Origin of the sequence: Shewanella indica, assembly GCF_033842865.1 — a bacterium.
In the GTDB taxonomy this organism is placed as follows: Bacteria; Pseudomonadota; Gammaproteobacteria; order Enterobacterales; family Shewanellaceae; genus Shewanella; species Shewanella indica.
Window position 1 is genome coordinate 4,156,759 of sequence record NZ_JAWXXR010000001.1, and the last position, 18,284, is coordinate 4,175,042.

At 49.2% G+C, this 18,284-nt stretch carries 12 protein-coding genes; 6 read left to right on the forward strand and 6 right to left on the reverse strand.

Annotated features, from left to right (window positions below):
• Positions 1 to 40 precede the first annotated feature (40 nt).
• Positions 41 to 571 carry an endonuclease SmrB gene (gene smrB, locus SIL79_RS18650; protein WP_039035610.1) on the forward strand — a complete coding sequence of 177 codons (531 nt, stop codon included), beginning with the start codon at positions 41 to 43 and terminating at the stop codon, positions 569 to 571.
• A gap of 170 nt (positions 572 to 741) precedes the next feature.
• On the opposite strand, the gene sixA is transcribed toward smrB, so the two are convergent.
• Entirely contained in the window at positions 742 to 1,212 is a 471-nt protein-coding gene (sixA, locus tag SIL79_RS18655; protein WP_039035609.1) for a phosphohistidine phosphatase SixA, read from the reverse strand.
• Between the two features lie 172 nt (positions 1,213 to 1,384).
• Here sixA and SIL79_RS18660 point away from each other — a divergent pair, with 172 nt between their 5' ends.
• From SIL79_RS18660 to SIL79_RS18670, 3 genes are all read left to right on the forward strand, one after another.
• Positions 1,385 to 4,174, forward strand: a complete 2,790-nt coding sequence (locus tag SIL79_RS18660) for an insulinase family protein (protein ID WP_319619862.1) — start codon at positions 1,385 to 1,387, stop codon at positions 4,172 to 4,174.
• A gap of 286 nt (positions 4,175 to 4,460) precedes the next feature.
• A complete protein-coding gene (locus tag SIL79_RS18665; protein ID WP_319619863.1) occupies positions 4,461 to 8,753 on the forward strand; it encodes an EAL domain-containing protein in 4,293 nt (1,430 codons plus the stop codon).
• A 154-nt stretch (positions 8,754 to 8,907) separates the two neighbouring features.
• The gene (locus tag SIL79_RS18670; protein ID WP_319619864.1) at positions 8,908 to 9,543 is read left to right on the forward strand and encodes a hypothetical protein; all 636 of its coding nucleotides are present in this window, start codon (positions 8,908 to 8,910) and stop codon (positions 9,541 to 9,543) included.
• A gap of 591 nt (positions 9,544 to 10,134) precedes the next feature.
• On the opposite strand, the gene SIL79_RS18675 is transcribed toward SIL79_RS18670, so the two are convergent.
• Together SIL79_RS18675 and SIL79_RS18680 are read right to left on the reverse strand one after the other, a co-directional pair.
• Positions 10,135 to 12,588 (reverse strand): ABC transporter permease, encoded by a 2,454-nt coding sequence (locus SIL79_RS18675; protein ID WP_319619865.1) that lies wholly within the window; start codon positions 12,586 to 12,588, stop codon positions 10,135 to 10,137.
• Positions 12,588 to 13,400, reverse strand: coding sequence for an ABC transporter ATP-binding protein (locus SIL79_RS18680; RefSeq protein ID WP_083399785.1), 813 nt, complete (start codon positions 13,398 to 13,400; stop codon positions 12,588 to 12,590). Before SIL79_RS18680 ends, SIL79_RS18675 begins: the two co-directional genes overlap by 1 nt.
• Here SIL79_RS18680 and SIL79_RS18685 point away from each other — a divergent pair.
• Positions 13,399 to 14,013, forward strand: a complete 615-nt coding sequence (locus SIL79_RS18685) for an arylesterase (RefSeq protein ID WP_319619976.1) — start codon at positions 13,399 to 13,401, stop codon at positions 14,011 to 14,013. The two genes, SIL79_RS18680 and SIL79_RS18685, sit on opposite strands and share 2 nt — an antisense overlap.
• A gap of 63 nt (positions 14,014 to 14,076) precedes the next feature.
• Here SIL79_RS18685 and SIL79_RS18690 read toward each other — a convergent pair whose 3' ends face one another.
• Complete coding sequence (locus tag SIL79_RS18690) at positions 14,077 to 14,577, reverse strand: GNAT family N-acetyltransferase (RefSeq protein ID WP_319619866.1); 501 nt, start codon at positions 14,575 to 14,577, stop codon at positions 14,077 to 14,079.
• 208 nt (positions 14,578 to 14,785) lie between these two features.
• Here SIL79_RS18690 and SIL79_RS18695 point away from each other — a divergent pair, with 208 nt between their 5' ends.
• Positions 14,786 to 15,847 carry a DUF3083 family protein gene (locus SIL79_RS18695; RefSeq protein WP_039035604.1) on the forward strand — a complete coding sequence of 354 codons (1,062 nt, stop codon included), beginning with the start codon at positions 14,786 to 14,788 and terminating at the stop codon, positions 15,845 to 15,847.
• A 49-nt stretch (positions 15,848 to 15,896) separates the two neighbouring features.
• Here SIL79_RS18695 and SIL79_RS18700 read toward each other — a convergent pair whose 3' ends face one another.
• Complete coding sequence (locus SIL79_RS18700; RefSeq protein WP_319619867.1) at positions 15,897 to 17,234, reverse strand: IS4 family transposase; 1,338 nt, start codon at positions 17,232 to 17,234, stop codon at positions 15,897 to 15,899.
• A gap of 97 nt (positions 17,235 to 17,331) precedes the next feature.
• The gene (locus tag SIL79_RS18705) at positions 17,332 to 18,051 is read right to left on the reverse strand and encodes a suppressor of fused domain protein (RefSeq protein WP_162207297.1); all 720 of its coding nucleotides are present in this window, start codon (positions 18,049 to 18,051) and stop codon (positions 17,332 to 17,334) included.
• Positions 18,052 to 18,284: the final 233 nt, after the last annotated feature.

The window sequence follows — 18,284 nt, forward strand, 5'->3', positions numbered from 1 at the left end:
AAGTCTGTTCAGAAGAAACAGGATTCAATAAAATAGCCTAATGAACGAAGAAAACGACAAAGAAGGCCTGGCGGAATTTCAGGCACTGGTATCCGGGATCACCCCGCTCGACCAGGATAAGCGCCATTTCCGCCCGCCGAGTAAAACCAAGAAGCAACTGGCTGAAAAAGAAGTTCAGATCCAGGCGGACAGTTATTTTTCAGACGTTTACCAGCCATTATTGCCAGTTAACGGCCCTATGCGTTGGTGTCGGGACGATGTAGACGCCATGGAAGTCAAACGTCTGCGTAGAGGCGATTATGTGCCTGACTTTCTTTTGGATCTGCATGGTTACCGCCAAACCGAAGCCAAGCTGGAACTGGCGGCCTTGATCCAGGCCTGTATCCGTGAACACAGCCCTTGCTGTAGTGTCATGCACGGCTACGGCACCGGCATTCTCAAACAACAGTTGCCCATGTGGCTGGCGCAGCACCCCAAGGTCAAAGCCTTTCATCAGGCCCCCAAAGAATGGGGCGGCGATGCGGCGCTGCTGATACTGATAGATATTGGCGAACATCCCCACCGACGCTAACCGCAGTTGAGCTGCCCCTTTACAGACTTAGCACTATAAATGCAAAGAACCCGGTCATGGCCGGGTTGCTTGTTTTGCTGGTACTTTGCCCAAGAGTCACCTTTTTAATCAGTTAAGGCGCTTGAGTTTAGGTTAATCGCCGCCCTGAAGGCTGCTCTAATCTGGAACCACTAGGCGATATTGTGCGGTCCTTGTTGCCACATCACACTTGCCTGCTGCCCATGCACATCGATAAGTGCCACTGACGAAGTTGCAAATAACGGCGGCTCAATACCGGCCACCAATTCACTGACCATATAACCCAATAATGGCATGTGGCCTATCACCAACACCTTGTCTGCCTTAAATTGTTCGGCGTAAGCCTTAACCAGGCTGGCAGCCATTTCCGGGTCGGCCGATGGCACCAATTCATCCAATACCATCCATTTACGCGGTTCAGGAAAATGCTTTCCCAGCTCCTGCCAGGTCTGCTGTGCTCTGAGATAAGGGCTCACCAGCACCAGATCAAAGGCAGAGACTGAATCATTCAGCCAGTTGCTCATCTGTATCGTATGGAGGCGTCCGGCATCAGTCAGTATTCGCTCCCGATCCGAGGGTGCGTCGAAACTGGCCTCACCATGGCGCATTAGAAAAAGCTGCATACGTCACTCACTACAGAAAAAAGTTCTTATGGTTCTTTGTCAATTGTAGCCCTTTATAGCGCGGCAACAAACCGCACAGCTCTCAATCTTTAGTCGAAAAATCCAAGAGATATTTGCCAAAAAAGCATAAGGCTATCAATATATAACAATCTGTCTATACGGGAGTTATCCCTTGAGCACTTGCCAGTCTGTCATTTCCAGCCCCAATGACCACCGCAGCTATCGTCATCTGACTCTGACCAACGGCCTGCGGGTATTGCTGGTGCAAGATATGCATTCTGCCCAGGCCGCCGCATCCATGGCGGTTAATGTCGGCCACTTCGATGATCCCCAATCCCGCCCCGGAATGGCGCATTTTCTTGAACACATGTTGTTCCTGGGGACAGCCAAGTTTCCCGAGGCCGGAGGCTATCACAGTTTTATCAACCAACATGGTGGCAGCAATAATGCCTGGACGGGTACTGAGCACACCAACTTCTTCTTTGCCATAGATCCCCTGGTATTTGCCGAGGCGCTGGACAGATTCAGCCAGTTCTTTATTGCGCCGCTGTTCAATCAGGAATTGGTTGAAAGAGAAAGACACGCCATAGAATCTGAGTTCAGTCTCAAGCAGAAAGACGATATCCGCCGTATCTATCAGGTATTGAAAGAGACGGTTAATCCGGGGCACCCTTTTTGCAAATTTTCCGTCGGGAATCTACAAACGCTGGGCGGAGACGAGCAACAGCTCAGGGAAGAACTGCTTGCCTTCTACAACAGCCATTACAGCGCCAACCTGATGACCCTGTGTCTGGTGGCTCCGATGGCAATTGATGAGCTGGAGCAGTATGCCAGACGCTATTTCTCGTCAATAAAAAATCATGACCTGCAAAAATCCTATCCCGAAGTGCCACTGTTCGCCAGTGAGCAACTGCAAAAGCAGATCCACATAGTGCCGCTTAAAGAGCAAAAGCGCCTGACCCTGAGCTTTGCCCTGCCCGCTATCGATCGCTTCTATCGCAGTAAACCACTGACCTTTATCAGTCACCTACTAGGAAGCGAGAGCCACGGCAGCCTGTTTTCCAAACTCAAGGACGCCGGCCTTATCAACGGACTATCTGCCGGTGGTGGCATCAACGGCTACAACTTCAAGGAATACAGCATCAGTATTCAGCTGACCGACAAAGGTTTGAACCAAACCGACAGGGTGGTTGCAGCCTGCTTCGGTTATATCAAACTCATTGCCGATAAGGGATTGGAAGATTGGCGCTATCAGGAAAGAGCCAATCTACTCAAACTGGCATTTCGCTACCAGGAACAGATAAAAGCACTGGATCTGGCCAGTCACCTAAGCATCAATATGCAGCACTATCAGGTTGAAGATACCGTCTATGGCGACTATCGCATGGATGGCCTGGATGTCGCTGAAGCCAGGGCACTGATGAGCCTGATGACTCCGGATAATATGCGCCTGCAACTGGTGGCCCAGGATCTGGATACCGAACAACAGGCGGCCTGGTATCACACCCCGTATCAAATTAAGCCCATAGAAGACGCCAGGCTGGCACTGTGGCGCAGCGCCGAGGCTGAAACCGGAATGGAGCTGCCAAAACCCAATCCTTTCATCGTTGAAGACGCCATAGCCCGAAGTGAACCCAGTCGGCATCCTGAGCCGGTGATTGTCGCCGAAGGCGCCGGTTATCGTATCTGGCACAAGAAAGATGATGAATTCAATGTCCCCAAGGGGCATCTGTATCTGTCTCTCGATTCGGATCAGGCCAGCCCCACTCCAAGACATGCCGCCTTGACCCGGCTGTATGTGGAAATGCTGCTCGATCATCTGACCGAACACACCTACCAGGCGGAAGTGGCTGGCCTCAGCTACAACATCTACCCCCATCAAGGCGGGCTGACCCTGCATTTAACCGGTTTTACCGGCAATCAGGAAACCCTGCTGGCACTGCTGATAAATAAAGCCCGGGAGCGCAGTTTTACCCAAGAGAGATTCAACCTTATCAAACGCCAGTTGCTACGCAGTTGGTATAACCATGCCCAGGCGAAACCCATCTCCCAGCTGTTCACAAGCTTGACGGTAACCCTGCAAAAACGCAGTTATGAACCACTGCGGATGGCAGAGCTGTTGGAAGATATCACCCTGGACGATCTGCATGACCATGTGAGCGCCTTCTATGAAAAAATCTACCTGGAAGGCCTGGTCTATGGTGACTGGCTGGAACAGGAAGCCCAGTCTCTGGGAAAACGACTCAGCCATATTCTGTCACTGGTTTCCAAGCCCAGCCGTGAATCGGCAAGGGAGTTGGTCAACCTTCAGGGTAAAGGCACCGTACTCAGGGAGCTGAACATAGCTCACCCGGACAGCGCCATCATAGTCTATTACCAATCCGTGTTTGCCACTCCGGAGAAAATGGCGTTGTTCAGCCTTTTGAATCACACCATGTCATCGACTTTCTTCCACGAGCTGCGAACCCAAAGACAGCTCGGTTATATGGTGGGCACTGGTTATCTGCCGCTGAACCGCCACCCGGGAATGATCTTCTATGTACAGTCACCGACCGCCGGGCCACTGCAGTTACTGCAAGCCATAGATGAGTTTATCGCCGACTTTAACTACGCCGTGATGCAGATAACCAATGAGCAGTGGGAAAGCACCAAGCAGGGATTGATCAACCAAGTCATGGAACATGACGCCAACCTCAAGACCCGCAGCCAACGTTATTGGGTCAGCATAGGCAATAAGGATTACCACTTTAATCAGCGCGAACTGGTGGTGGCACAAATCAAGCGCCAAACCCGGGCCGGGCTGATTAAGTTTATGATGGATAAAATGCGTACCAAACACAGTGACCGTCTGGTGCTGTTCAGCACAGGAGAGCAACACAGGCACCTGGAACGCCTACAAGCCGGTTCCTTGATCACTGATTTACGTGCCTTCAAACAGCAGGCTGAGCAGTTTAACCTTTAATCTCTGGGCTGCACTTGCTTAAACGGGGATTTTTTCATCCCCAATCGGTATCGCAGATTATCCCAAGAGTAAGTAAATCAGCAGCTGGAAACAAAAGGTATTATATTCAATATCAGCACAGCGTGCTTTTTAGCTGTCATTACAGTTCAATCTACCAACAGTAACATTGAACAAATTTGAGGTAAGCTTATGTGATAGAAAGGTTTAATTTTGACAATCAGGTAACTTTCTGAAAGAGTTATCACTCACGATACTGGCATCACTCATTATAAAATTTACTAAATTTATGCCTAATTTCCTGCTCTACCTCACAATGCTCTGGTGTTTGGTTATCGCCTTTGTCCCGGCTACAGTTGCAGCACTTCCTCTGATTGATACTCCCGCTCCGATCCTTCTAAAAGCAGAAACATACGGCGTTCCTGAAGGGCTCTCACAAAGCACAGTCACATCGATAACCGAGGATTCGGATGGTTATATCTGGGTAGGAACTCTCAATGGTCTTAACCGTTTCGATGGCAAGGAGTTCAAACAATATTTCGCCAATGACGGGACTGGTCTGAGAAGTTCATTCATCCAAAGTTTATACTCACACAAAGACCTTCTTTTAGTTGGCACCAACCATGGTCTCTATACCTATAATAAGGAAAAAAACACTTTTGTACCCATAAGCAGTATGAACAGTGCAGTTTGGTCTCTCCAACGAATGGAAGATTCAATATTAGTTGGTCTCAACGACAAAATAGCTAAAGTAGATCAGATAACTACTACAACCCCTAAAATCACATTATTGCAATCAGAAAATTTTCTTAATGTAAAACAGATTATCTCCTACAAAAATCTTTATATAACGCGCAATCACGATGGTTCTGTCTATCAGACAAATAAAGATTCGCAAGCAAGTAAATTAATATCAAAAGAGTCAATATCAATCAGCCAAGGAACGGAATGCATTTACATTTTAAAAGAAGATGGTATACACAGATGGAAAGATAATAAACTAACAAGCATATCTGTAGAAAAATACAATAACATATTCAGCTTGAGAAATGACTTATACGCCTTAAAAAATAACAAAGTATTCAACATTTCATCTAAAGGAGAAGAAAAGTTTCTAGGTCTAATCAAGGATGTGGCTCTCTCTACGTCAATGAGTTTCATTTATGCAGAAAAAGGCCGCATTTACATTCCATCTCTCAATAAAGGGTTTTCTGCGATAGATATTAAAAGCCAACTCGCTTCGACTCTTGCCAGTAATACTCAAAGCGTCTGGAATATACAAAAAAACCAGAAAAAAGACCTTCTAATATCAGATGACACACAAGTTCTTAAACTGCTGAATGAAGACCTCAACGTGATCTTATCTGTTGATACAGGACTAAAAGGCCCCAAAACAGCAGGACTTGTAAATGACACTATTTTCTACGGCTCTCTAAATGGATTGTATGCTATAAATGTCAATACTGGAACACGGTATCAAATAATTGATAGCCCTATAGTCGCATTAGCTGTCAATGAGGATGAAACACGAATTGCAATAAGTACTGCAAATTCCCTAATACATGAAGTTGATGTAAAAACACTCGGCATCGTCAGCCAATATGAAATAAGTGAAAAACCATCAATATTCAACATTGCTTACGAAAGCAATCAACTTTATATCGCAACTCAAGTTGGTGTCTTTACTGCCAGTAACACTACAGGCGTCAAACATATTTTTAGTGATGAGATCACTTACAGCATCGCACCAACAAAATCAGGCACATACTTAGGCACTGGGACAGGCCTAAAATTCTACAATAAAGCTACAAAAAAAATATCAACAACGTATATCGCCAACAGTCCAATTTACTCAATCGCAACTGATTCTGATGGTAATTATGTTGCCACATCCATCAGAAAAGTAATAATAGGAATCTCTGGTGAAACATATCTTTTAAATGAAGATTTCGGTAGTCAATATGAATACAATACACAAAGCGCTTCAACTTGGAGAAATGGATTCCTACTGGGAGGGATCTCCGGGTTAACCATTATTTCACCCAATGACATTGTTAACTTCAAAAATAGTCATGCGCCAAAAGCCAACCTCAATGAACTATTGATATTTAATATCCCCCAATTCGTCGATAATAGTAAACTCTCCTCAGTTCTTTCGCTGTCAAATGAGATCAAACTAAAATACTCCGATTACCCCTTCACTCTTAGATTCAATAGCCCAAAGTATTCTCATATTAAACTCGAGTACGAGTACCGGCTACAAGGGCTTTCTGACGACTGGATCAGCTCCAAAGGCATTAATTCTGCAACCTATACCAATCTTTCTCCCGGAAGCTACACCTTTCAGCTCAGAGCAATAGATCCCATCACAGGTAAAAAAGGCCAAAATACCGAACTCCAAGTAGAAATAACCCCGCCTTGGTGGCTCTCCAACATTGCCAAGGCGCTCTATGTTTTGATAATGCTGCTAATACTGACGGTTATCACCAAAGCCGTGCTGCGCAAGAGAGAGATCCAGCGCCAAATAGCCTTGAGTGAGGAGAGGCTAAAGCTCTCTCTCTGGGGTAGCGGTGATGAGATGTGGGACTGGGATATAGAAACGGGTCAGATATACCGCTCCAATATCTGGGGCTCCCTCGAGTTTCCCCGCGACGGCCAGCGTTCCGGCCATCATGGTGAAGAGAGCAATATTCACCCTCAAGATAGAGAGCGGGTAAGAGAAGCACTCAACAAACACTTTTACGGTGAAACAGATCATTTTGAAGCAACCTACAGGGTTAAAAGCAAAAATGGTGAATGGCTGTGGATCCTCGACAGAGCCAAAATTGTTGAGCGGGATGAGCATGACAATGCCCTGCGTATGACGGGAACCATCAAAAACATCAACAGTTTCAAGACAGCAGAAGAGCAGCTACGCCTATTCGAGCGGGCGATAGAGAATATCTCGGAAGGCATGTTTATTCTGGATGCCGATTTCCATTATGTTGAGGTTAACGAAGCCTGCTGTGAACTCACCCAACACAGCCGCAACCAGTTGCTCGGCACAACGCTGCAATTCAGCCGTTATCCTGACAATTACAATCAACAAATAAAGCAGTTATTGCAGCAATACGGCCGCTGGAGTAACGATATAGAAGCCATTAAGGGCGACGGTTCAGAGTTCCTGATGGAGCTCACCATAGATGCGATTTACGATGAGCAAGGGATCCTGACCCATTATGTTGGGGTGTTTTCCGATATCTCCCGTCGTAAACAGCAGGAAGAAGAGCTGCGTAAGCTCACCAACAATGATCTCCTGACCGGTCTTCCCAACCGCTCCAACTTGCAAGTCACCCTAGGCAACCTGGTGAAGAAAGATCATCACCACACCCTGATGGTACTTGACCTGGATAATTTCAAAAAAATCAATGATTCACTTGGTCACCAGATAGGTGATGAGCTTTTGATCCTGGTTGCACAGAGGCTGCAGCAATCTATACCCGGACACACCAACCTCTATCGCCTAGGTGGGGATGAATTTGCCATTCTGGTGGACAAGAATCCGGACATAGGTTCCAGTGCAGTGATAGCCAACCGGGTCATAGACGCCTTCGGTCAAGCCTTTGAACTGGTAGGCGAACAACTGGTTGTCGGCGTTAGTATAGGCATAGTGCTTTATCCCGAAGACGAGCAAAATGAGCAGGCACTGCTGAGAAAGGCCGATATTGCCATGTACCATGCCAAGTCTGCCGGAGGTAACCGCTATCAGTTCTACTCTGAATCCTTGAACCGCAATGCAATTAGGCAGTTGGAGGTAGAGAATCTCATCCGCGAAGGCCTGAAAGACGATCTGTTTGAAGTCTATTACCAGCCCAAAATAAATCTGCGTAGCGGTTTAGTGTCGGGTATGGAGGCCTTGGTCCGCTTGAATCATCCTCAGCATGGATTAATCCCACCCAATGACTTTATTCCGCTGGCAGAGGAAAATGGTCTAATTATTGAAATAGGCGACCTTGTTATGCGCAAGGCCTGCTTTGCCGCCCAGCAGTGGCGTGAACAGGGATTGTTTGATGGCCGTGTGGCTGTCAATTTGTCGTCGCGACAATTCGCCCTACCCGATCTGCAGCAAAGAATCGCGTCAATTTTACGTCTGACACGCCTACCTGCTGCTAATCTGGAACTGGAAATCACTGAAGGGACTGTTATCAAGCATCCTGAAAAAGCCATTAAAGTCATGCAACAACTGGCAAAAATGGGAGTCTGTCTGGCACTTGATGACTTTGGCACCGGCTATTCGTCCCTGTCGTATCTGAAGCGATTCCCCATTCACAGCTTGAAAATAGATAAAGCCTTTGTTGACGATATCGATAAATCGGACAGAGATTTAAAGATGGTCGACTCCATCATCACCATAGCCCACAATATGGGGCTTTCCGTTGTGGGCGAAGGCGTAGAAGAACCCTCACAGCTGAGTATTTTAAAAGCGATAAATTGTGAAGAAATACAAGGGTTTATTTATAGCAAGGCGGTTTCTGAGGCTGAATTTTCTGAATATTTGAAACAAAATATGCCTGAATTATCAAGTAAAAAGAACACGGTTTAGCAACAAAGTTCGAACAGCATAAAAACCAAAAAGTCATCAAAGAAAAATCAATTTAAAGTTAAGACAACATTTCTGGCATGACTCCTGCTTTATCTCTCTCAGCGTCAAGAAGTTAACCGCTGACTGTTACCACTACCCTGAGAGAGATAAGATAATGATTAAATTTATAGTTGCTACCGCCGCCGTTGTTACCAGTTCACTGGCTTTTGCCGCTGCACCAAACGTCAAATTCAAACCTGTTGAACTTGCTGCCGCGCCTAATGTGAAGTTCAAGCCTGTCGAGCTGGCTGCTGCTCCGAACGTGAAATTCAAGCCTGTCGAGCTGGCTGCTGCTCCAAACGTAAAATTCAAGCCTGTAGAGCTGGCTGCTGCTCCGAACGTGAAATTCAAGCCTGTCGAGCTGGCTGCTGCTCCGAACGTAAAATTCAAGCCTGTTGAGCTGGCTGCTGCTCCGAACGTAAAATTCAAGCCTGTTGAGCTGGCCGCAGCCCCGAACGTGAAGTTCAAACCTGTCGAGCTGGCCGCCGCGCCTAATGTGAAGTTCAAACCTGTCGAGCTGGCCGCCGCCCCGAACGTGAAATTCAAACCTGTCGAGCTGGCCGCCGCCCCTAATGTGAAGTTCAAGCCTGTAGAGCTGGCCGCAGCTCCGAATGTGAAATTCAAGCCCTTCGAGCTGGCTGCCGCGCCTAATGTGAAATTCAAGCCTGTCGAGCTGGCCGCAGCCCCGAACGTGAAGTTCAAACCTGTCGAGCTGGCCGCCGCGCCTAATGTGAAATTTATATACGCCTGACCCCGGGCCTTGGAGGACTAATTATGATCATATCAATCAAAAAGTTATTGGGTCTGACCAAACCAGAGCGTAAAAGAGTGAAACTGCCGGAGGGTCTGTGTCACCTGGAAGTGGTGCCAGCCAGAGGCTGGTGGAACTAATGGAACAGCGAAAAAATAAGGGAGCATTTATGCTCCCTTTTGCTGTGATTTGGAATCAATAGACAACTCTAGAAAGCATGCTTGCTATCGCCGGGTCGAGTGGTTTTGCGGTGCGCCAATTGCCTATGTGCATTAAATAACAACATGGCTGCGGGTCCCAAAAACAACCCGGCAGCCACCCAACGTTTAACCCCCATTCCTGCCTTGAAGGCTGAATGTCCCAAAGTGTAAGCGGAGACGCCCATAGTCCCCGCCAAAGCCATCGCGCCTGCCAGTATCAGTGTCAACTTGCCTCACCTCACTTGTTGCAGCGCATCCCTTCACTGTCCAAAAGAAAGTCGGAATACTACCCCAGCAACGCTCAAAATAACAGCAAAAGGTCAGTAATTCACCACCCAAGCCAGGCAAAAAAATGGTTCGACAAAATTGCCTGACAACCTACCCCCTGGCGCTACTCCAGCCTTAACAGCTCACCACAGGACTTTTGCAGCAGACTGCGACAACGCCACAAGCCAAGTAGTGCCACCAACAAGGCGCCACTGAGGGGAGCCAACAGCCACCATTGCCAGTGAGGACTGACTCTGAGTTCAAACACCTGAGTTTTCAAAAGCCAGAGCGCAAACTCCGCCACTGTGACCGCCAGAATGCCTGCCACGGCACCTAGCAGTGCAAACTCCAACGCCGTGGCAAGCTTAAGCAAGCTTCCCGGCGCGCCAAAGGTGCGTAGAACCGCCAGTTCTCGTTGGCGACTGGCCATGCCGGCTTCGGTCTGCGCTATCATCACCAGGGCACTGGCCAATACCACCAGCACCAACACCAGCGTCAGCGCCAAAGATACCTGGGCGACTATCTCTTTGAGCTGAGCCACCATGGCCCCCACATCTATGATAGAGACAGTGGGGAAATTACGGATAATCTCAAGCACAACGGCCTTTTGACCATCATCCAGATGAAAACTGGCCATTGAGGTATAAGCAAAGGGCGCCAAGGCTTCCTGACTGAAAATCATAAAGAAGTTGGGTTGCAAAGTTTCCCACTGCACAGAACGAATACTGGCCACCTTGACAGTCAGCGTTTGGTTATCGATAACAAAACTCAGGCTGTCTCCAACAGTAATTCCCAAACGCTCGGCCACCCCGGACTCCACTGACACCTCATCGGTTTGCCGATTAAAATGGCCGTCAAGGATCTCATTGTTGGGCGGCAAGGTATTTCGCCAGGTGAGATTCAGCTCCCTTGAAATCCCAAGGCGCCCTCTCTGCCCCTGTTCCTGCTCTTCGGCAGTGATCACCTCCTCACCATTGATGGCGCTGAGCCGACCGCGGATAACAGGATAGATATCTGTGGCAGCAATCTGGCGCTGAGCCATAAAGTCCGCCAGCGGCTCTACTTCGTCCGGGGCTATGTTAACCAGAAAATAGTTCGGCGCATCCTCAGGCAACTGCTTCTGCCATTCGCTGAGCAAGTCCTGACGCAACGCCATTATGGTCAGCAATAACACCAAGGCGCTGGAAAAGCCCACCAGTTGTACAGCGTTTTGTCTGGCGCGGCGCCGAAGGCCCGCCAGTGCCAGCGACAAGGGGTTGGTCGTGCGCATACCAACACTCTGCCCCAGGCGGATTAACAAAAAACCCATCAGGCTGAGCAGCACCCCGAGCAACACCACACTGGCCACCACGGTCAGAGTTAAAGGCAAAGAGCGCGAGTAAAGCCAGCCGAGCAATCCCATAGCCGCCAAACTCAGCAGCAGATGCAACCACATACCCAGACGTATTCCTTCAAGCTGGCGTTGCAACACCCTGAGCGGCGGAATAGCCAGCAGCCGCATCAGCGGATAGGCACTGAACATAAAGGCGCTGATAAACCCTGTAGCCAGCCCCAAGAGAAGCGGTCTGAACATAGGCGGAGAATAGGCGGCAATTTCCGCAGGCAAGGCTCGGCTGATGAGATAATCCAGCACCAGACCACCGAAGATCCCCAAGATCACTCCAAGAAAGGTCACCAGCAGCAAGTGCAGACCGAACAATAAACGGATTTGTCTTGCACTGGCGCCAAAGGTTTTCAGCATGGCAACCACATCATAGTGACGCTGACAATAACGCTGGGCAGCAATCCCTATAGCGGCGCAGGCAAGGGCTATCCCCAATAAGCTCGCCAGCAGCAAGAACCGCTCTGCCCGCTGCACCGCCCCGGCAATCGGCGAATCGCCGGATTGTACATCCACCCAACGTTGGCTACTGGTCAGCAGTGGCTTGGCATATTCTTCAAAACGGCTCAGCGCCTGGCTGTCCCCGACAAACTGATAAAGATATGTCACCCGGCTGCCGGGCTGAATGACCCCGGTTGCCGCCACATCATCAAGGCGCATCAACACCAGGGGGGAAGAAGCAAATGGATTGAAACCGGCATCGGGCAGCCTGTCTATCTCCTTGGCCAACGCCATCTGAGCGTTACCCAGCTCAACACTCTTGGGATACCCCAGCAATCCCCCAAGACGCATTTCAAACCACAATTCACCTGGCTGCGGCAAGGCACTGGTTTCCCCTTGACGCAAGACAATTTTACCCTTGAGCGGATAGGCACTATCAACTGCCCTGACAGTGACCAACTGAAAGGCATCACCGCTGTAAACCATAGAGTTGAACTGCAAACTATGCGATTGCTTCAGCCCTAACGCGTTGGCCTGCTGCAGTATGCCTGCATCTATGGGGACGGGTGAATTAATGATTCGGTCGGCGGCGATAAACTTGGCCGCCTGGCCATTGATGGCGAGCTGCAATCTGTCACTGACCCGGGCCAGACCGGTCACAGACAACACCGCCAGGGTCAAGGCCAGCACTATCAATACCAACTGCCCTTGCTTGAGTTCGCGGCGAAACAGGCGCCATGCCAGCGTCCATTCCATCAGCGCCCCTCCTCTGCCGTTACCGATGCCGCCAGAACCTGGCTTTCTGTCTTGGCCTCATGCAAACCGGCCTCTTCCGGCAGGGTTTGCTGCCCCTGTTCATACAATCGCCCTTCGTGCATCTCCAACTGGCGCTCACAACGACTGGCCAGTTGCATATCATGGGTCACCAAAATCAAGGTGGTCGAACTCTCGCGATTGAGCTCAAACAGCATGTCGGCAACCCTGTCGGCGTTGTGTTTGTCCAGGTTGCCCGTGGGTTCATCGGCAAACAGCACCTTGGGTTCGCTGATAAAGGCTCTGGCGATAGCAACCCGCTGCTGTTCACCGCCGGAAAGCTGTTTCGGGTAATGATTGAGCCTGTGCCCAAGACCAACTCGCTCCAGCATGGCTTTGGCTCGCTCTCTGGCATCCTTGATACCCGCAAGTTCAGCCGGCAGCATGACGTTTTCCAGGGCATTGAGGGTATCAACCAACATAAAAGACTGAAAAATAAAGCTGACTTTCTGTTTACGCAGCGCAGCCTTCTGCTCTTCATTCAGCCCGGCCAAGGCACTGCCATCGAGCCAAATCTCACCGGACGAGGGGGTATCCAATGCAGCCAGCAGGCCCAGTAGGGTTGATTTGCCTGAACCTGATGGCCCAAGAATGGCCACACTCTGGCCCGGCTTGACATCCAAATTGATGCCACTCAGGATAGTCAGGTCACCTTCCTGGGTAGTGACAGTTTTTACGAGATGGGAAACCTTAATGGCACTGTTCTTCAAAATTACTTCCTTATGCTTGCGTCCGCTGGCATTGATACCATTCATATTCTTGTTCTCTGCGCAGCCCGTCAAGGCCGCTGATATACTGATCCTGGGTGACAGTCTGGGAGCCAGTTACGGCATGGCCGAGAAACAGGGCTGGGTCGAAGGGCTAAGACAAGCCCTGCCCGAGCATAACATTGTTAATGCCTCTGTCAGCGGCGAAACCACGGCCGGAGGCCTCAGAAGATTGCCTCAGTTGCTGGAGTCGGTAAAACCCTCGCTGCTGTTGGTGGAGCTAGGCGGCAATGATGGTCTGAGAGGCTTTTTGCCAACGGAGCTAAAAAACAATCTTACAAAAATCATTGCGTTGGCCCAGCAATCCGGCACCAAAGTGCTGCTTTCCGAAGTCATGGTGCCGCCAAACTACGGCCCCAGATATGCCAACGCCTTCAGCGCCGTTTACAGTGAGCTGGCCAAGCAGCCCAACGTCACCCTGATGCCCTTCTTTATGACAGAGATAGCGCCCTTTCCCGAATTGATGCAGGCCGATGGGCTGCACCCGAACGAAAAGGCCCAGCCCAAGATCACCGCCTTTGTGCTGCCCTGGGTTGAATCGGCAATCGAATCTATCAAAGCCCCCACCACGGACGCATCTGCGCCGGCAACAGGCGGATAAGGCAATCACCGGACATAATAGCAGCCGGACATAATAGCCGCAGGACGACATAGCTAAAAACGACTAAAGGCTGCACCTGAATACCCTCACCTTGTGCCCCATCAGTTCACTTTCTTCCTGCGGCAGCATCCCTAACTTAAGGGCTATCGCTTCCGAACCCAGGTTGCCATCCATGATCAGGGCTATCAACTCATCCACGGCGCAAATCGCTTTTATTTTTGGCAATGCATGGCTGGCGGCTTCATAACCCAGCCCCTGGCCCCAGTATTCAGGCAGATATCTGTATCCCAACTCAACCTTGCCGAACTCCCGCAGAAACTTAGGACCGCAAAAACCTATCACCTTGCCGTCGGCCTTATGCTCAACCGCCCAGCGACCATAACCATACTTGCGGTAGTCGGCAAAAATAACCTTTTCAAGCACCTGACTGGCCTCTTCAACATCCTTCAACGGCTCGCCGGGGATATATCTCAGGACTTCGGAAGTACTGTTCATGGCGAACAAGGCCTGCTGATCACCATCACGGAACTGTCTCAAAATTAATCTGGGGCTTTCGATAATCAAGATTAATCACTCCTTGTGGTTCAGCTTGTTGCCTTAAGGTTGGCTAAATTTTATTAATGTTTAATAAATCATAACCATAGATTACACTAGGGCGGGCGCGATAAGTCTATAGCCGATCGGATTGAAAGTTGTTTTGTCGCAAAGAGAGTGCTGTGCAACCCGGCTAGTATGCCCATACCAGCGTGATAACATGAAACAAGGAAAGCATATGTCCCTGCAAAAAGTCTATATTCCCCTGGCCACCCGTACCAGCCAGTACATCATGGCTGAAATACTGATGACAGATGCGCTGCTCAGTCACTATGCCAGTTACGAAAACTGCTACCGCGAGATCAGCAAGTTAGTATTCCAGTTGGCAGAAAAGGAAGATCTGCACAACATTCATGTGATCGCCAATGACAAACTGCCTGTGGTGCGTTTTCACACCGAGGCCTACTGCTTCCAAACTGCCGAACAGATCCTGTTCTTTTACAACCCAGCCTACCATGAAGCCCAGAATCTGTTCTTCCAGCCGGACTACAAGGCCCGCAAGTTAAGACTGCTGTTTTTGGCTACCGGTAAGGAGATTCGCGCCAACGCTGCCAACTTCCACAACCGGGTCAACGCCGTATTGAATGGGGTGTTGGACAACCTGCCGGAGCAGGAGTTAAAGGTCAAAGTCCGCGATCACCAGCACATGGCCTACGATCTCTTCGCCCGTGCCAAGGGTGAGAAAAAGACCTATGGCTACAAACTAAGAGATATCTATCAGCGCTACAAGTCGCGCAGGTGCAAACTGCCGGAAGATCACAGCTCACTGGCCTATGTCACCGTCAGCCTGCCGTTGAGCCGCCGCCTGAAACAGAGCGTACTGGAAGAGGAGCATACCGAAGACTTCAGCCCGCTGTACCAGTTCCTTGAGGACAAGTTCCGCAGCGCGGCGGCAGGCAAGCAATTACACCGCACCGCCATGGTAGCCAATGGCTTGATGCCTTTGGTTCGCAACAGTAAGTTCGAGAAGGTGGAAAGCACTGCCGAAGCCCAGATGATAGGCTTTGATCCTGCGGCAACCGACACCCAGTTTGTCAGCCATTGGGATGGAGGTAACTTGGTGGAATCGGTGCACTTTTTGCTGGTCGCCGGTAAAGAGGATTACACAGAGCCGGGTTATGGCCGCTATATGAACCAGGTGGAAGCAGCTTTGAAAGACTTTGCCGAAGCCATAGGTTTGGATCCGGAGCGCCATGAACTGGTGCTGAGATTCCATCAGCACATCAGTTACAAGCGTTAAGACTCAAAAAAGCCGGGCTAGCCTGTACAATACCGCTCAGCCCGGCTTTTTACTTTGTTATTATGAGTGTGCTATGAATGAGTCCCCAGGGCTTAATGGGATACTTGTTTTTACTCATTTTTAACGCACGTGGATAGGCTCTATCGCGTTTCCCATCAAGCTTGAACTGCCTCGCATTACGCACTATGTCCAAGACATCTCTCGGGACATTCCCTGGCGTTTGAGATGACAGCTGAGTCAGTTTAAAAATGATATAACTCGATGCATCTCTAAAACTTAATTGGTTCGGATGTAACGACGGTAAGCTTTTAGCCATCAACACCATCTTGTATCTAATGAGGTTATAGGCCAACAGTACCCCCCATAATTCCTGGGTAACCAGCTCTGGCAATTGACTGCGTAACGTAAAGCGACTCTCCAGAAGATGCTGCTTCATCTCCCGATAGCCCACTTCTATCTCCCATCGATGAGCATATAAATCCGCTATTTCTGCCCCCGGATAACGCAAGGGGTCCGTTAATGAGGTCAAAATGGAAACCGACTTACCTTTTATCGTTTTCGTCAGTAAGCGAGCTTCAATATTCTCAGGCAGCATAGGCCACTTCTTTCTGGCTTGAGGCGTGGTGGTTAACCGCACCAGTTGGTCGTGTTTTCCTAAAGAGCGTACCACTTCATATTGCGTCCCTTTCTTCAACGGCAGCAGCCAGTGACTGTTAGGTTGAGCCTGTTGCCAGGCGTGCAAAAGCCCTAACGAATAAAAGCCTCTGTCAAACAGCGTCAGGCTGTTATTGGGGATGCTTGATATCAGTTCGGCGGCTAAATTCATTTCACTGACAGCAACAGAATCAAAGGCGCTGTTCAATACCAAGTGACTGCTTAACTCCATCATGCAAACCATGCGAATTTGAGGATAGGCAGCATCACCAGAAGCGTTGGCAGTTTTGGCAAAAGCCTGATTGTTTTGCTCACTATCAGGTGTTCGCCACACGACACCATCGACCCCATAGAGGTTGAGCCCACACCAATGCGGATGCTCAGCTCTCTCATGCCAGGTCTTGGCACTTCGCTTAAACACATCCTGAACAACGTCAGAGCCCAGCCGCTTGCGCGCTTGAGTGACAGCACTGCGCGCAACGTAATCCACCTCTTGAGGTAAGACGATATCAAGCTTATTGATGAGAGAGCGGACGGACTCGCCTCTGAATAGAGCCATACCAATCACCGCCCAAATCATGGCATCCATAGGTAACTTACGCCGCCTTAAACTGGCAACACCATGTGAATCAAGGCACGACTGAATTAACTCAGGCTCAAGCACATCGGCCAGACAGGTGAATTCGGTAAGACGATTGATATGAGTACGCGCCAAAGCTTCTGAAAGTTGCATAAAAAAATCCGATGACATGAGGTCATCGGATTTTGATCCTTTCAGTGAGATCGTCAAGCGATCTGTCTTAACTGATCGGCATTACCCCAGGGCTCGGCTATTTCCGCCCTGTGGCCACATTGATTCTGGCAACATCCACCAAATCGCTCACCTGATACTTGTCGAACAGATCCAACAAAGCATCGCTGCCCTGCTCCAGTTTCAACATCATCTCTTCTTCATAAAGCGGCACCAGGCTATAAAAACTGATGCACTTGTCCTGGTCAATCTCCAAGGTGTGGAATGCATTATCAAGTAGCAGTGACGGCAGAACTATCATGCCATTTTGACGGGTATTTTCGGCAAAGGGTTCGGCAGGATCACCATTGGGTATTGTGTGTCCCCAGCCCAGCCAGCTGTCGTATTTATGCGGAAAGCGCGCCAAAAACTTAAGCTGCCTTATAGGCCAGTACCACTTTTCATCGCTGAAGGCTTCCTGACTTATCTGCCAATGCGCCGGCAAAGTGATCATCAGCTCCATAAACCTGGGGATATCCGCCCCTTCGGGGGTACTCATAGGCAAGTCACTCATGCCGGAAGTCACCAGAGTATGGAAAGGTCGCTCGTCTGTCGGTGCCACATAATGCACATCAATATGCACAGTATCCGAGATAACTTCATGAAAGACCCAGGTGACTTCACCAATATGGCGCTCAATATGTTCGCTTATCTGGACGATACACTCTTCACCCATAGGTGACTGCCATTCCTTTTCACCATCCGTGTATCTGAAAATGGGATCACCGGAAAGGCTGTATTCTTGTTCATCCTTACTCATGCCAACTCCTTTTGATTCTGACGCTTGAGGTTTTATCACTGCCTGCGAACGAAATCCAGAATAAATGATAAAAAACAAACGGTTGTTAAAATAGTGTTTATATATGGCGATAATGCCTCAATTTGTTATCTGCTGCTACTTGCATTATTTGACGCTAATTTGGCCGGATTTCACATTGTCAGTCGGGAAATGAATCGGGATCTTGTTAACGGAATAATAACAATTATCAGGAG

Coding starts and splice junctions, on each gene's coding strand:
- SIL79_RS18665 (WP_319619863.1), top strand. CDS start 4,461: ATGCCTAATTTCCTGCTCTACCTCACAATGCTCTGGTGTTTGGTTATC.
- SIL79_RS18695 (WP_039035604.1), top strand. CDS start 14,786: ATGTCCCTGCAAAAAGTCTATATTCCCCTGGCCACCCGTACCAGCCAG.
- SIL79_RS18675 (WP_319619865.1), bottom strand. CDS start 12,588: ATGGAATGGACGCTGGCATGGCGCCTGTTTCGCCGCGAACTCAAGCAA.
- sixA (WP_039035609.1), bottom strand. CDS start 1,212: ATGCAGCTTTTTCTAATGCGCCATGGTGAGGCCAGTTTCGACGCACCC.
- SIL79_RS18705 (WP_162207297.1), bottom strand. CDS start 18,051: ATGAGTAAGGATGAACAAGAATACAGCCTTTCCGGTGATCCCATTTTC.
- SIL79_RS18700 (WP_319619867.1), bottom strand. CDS start 17,234: ATGCAACTTTCAGAAGCTTTGGCGCGTACTCATATCAATCGTCTTACC.
- smrB (WP_039035610.1), top strand. CDS start 41: ATGAACGAAGAAAACGACAAAGAAGGCCTGGCGGAATTTCAGGCACTG.
- SIL79_RS18680 (WP_083399785.1), bottom strand. CDS start 13,400: ATGAATGGTATCAATGCCAGCGGACGCAAGCATAAGGAAGTAATTTTG.
- SIL79_RS18670 (WP_319619864.1), top strand. CDS start 8,908: ATGATTAAATTTATAGTTGCTACCGCCGCCGTTGTTACCAGTTCACTG.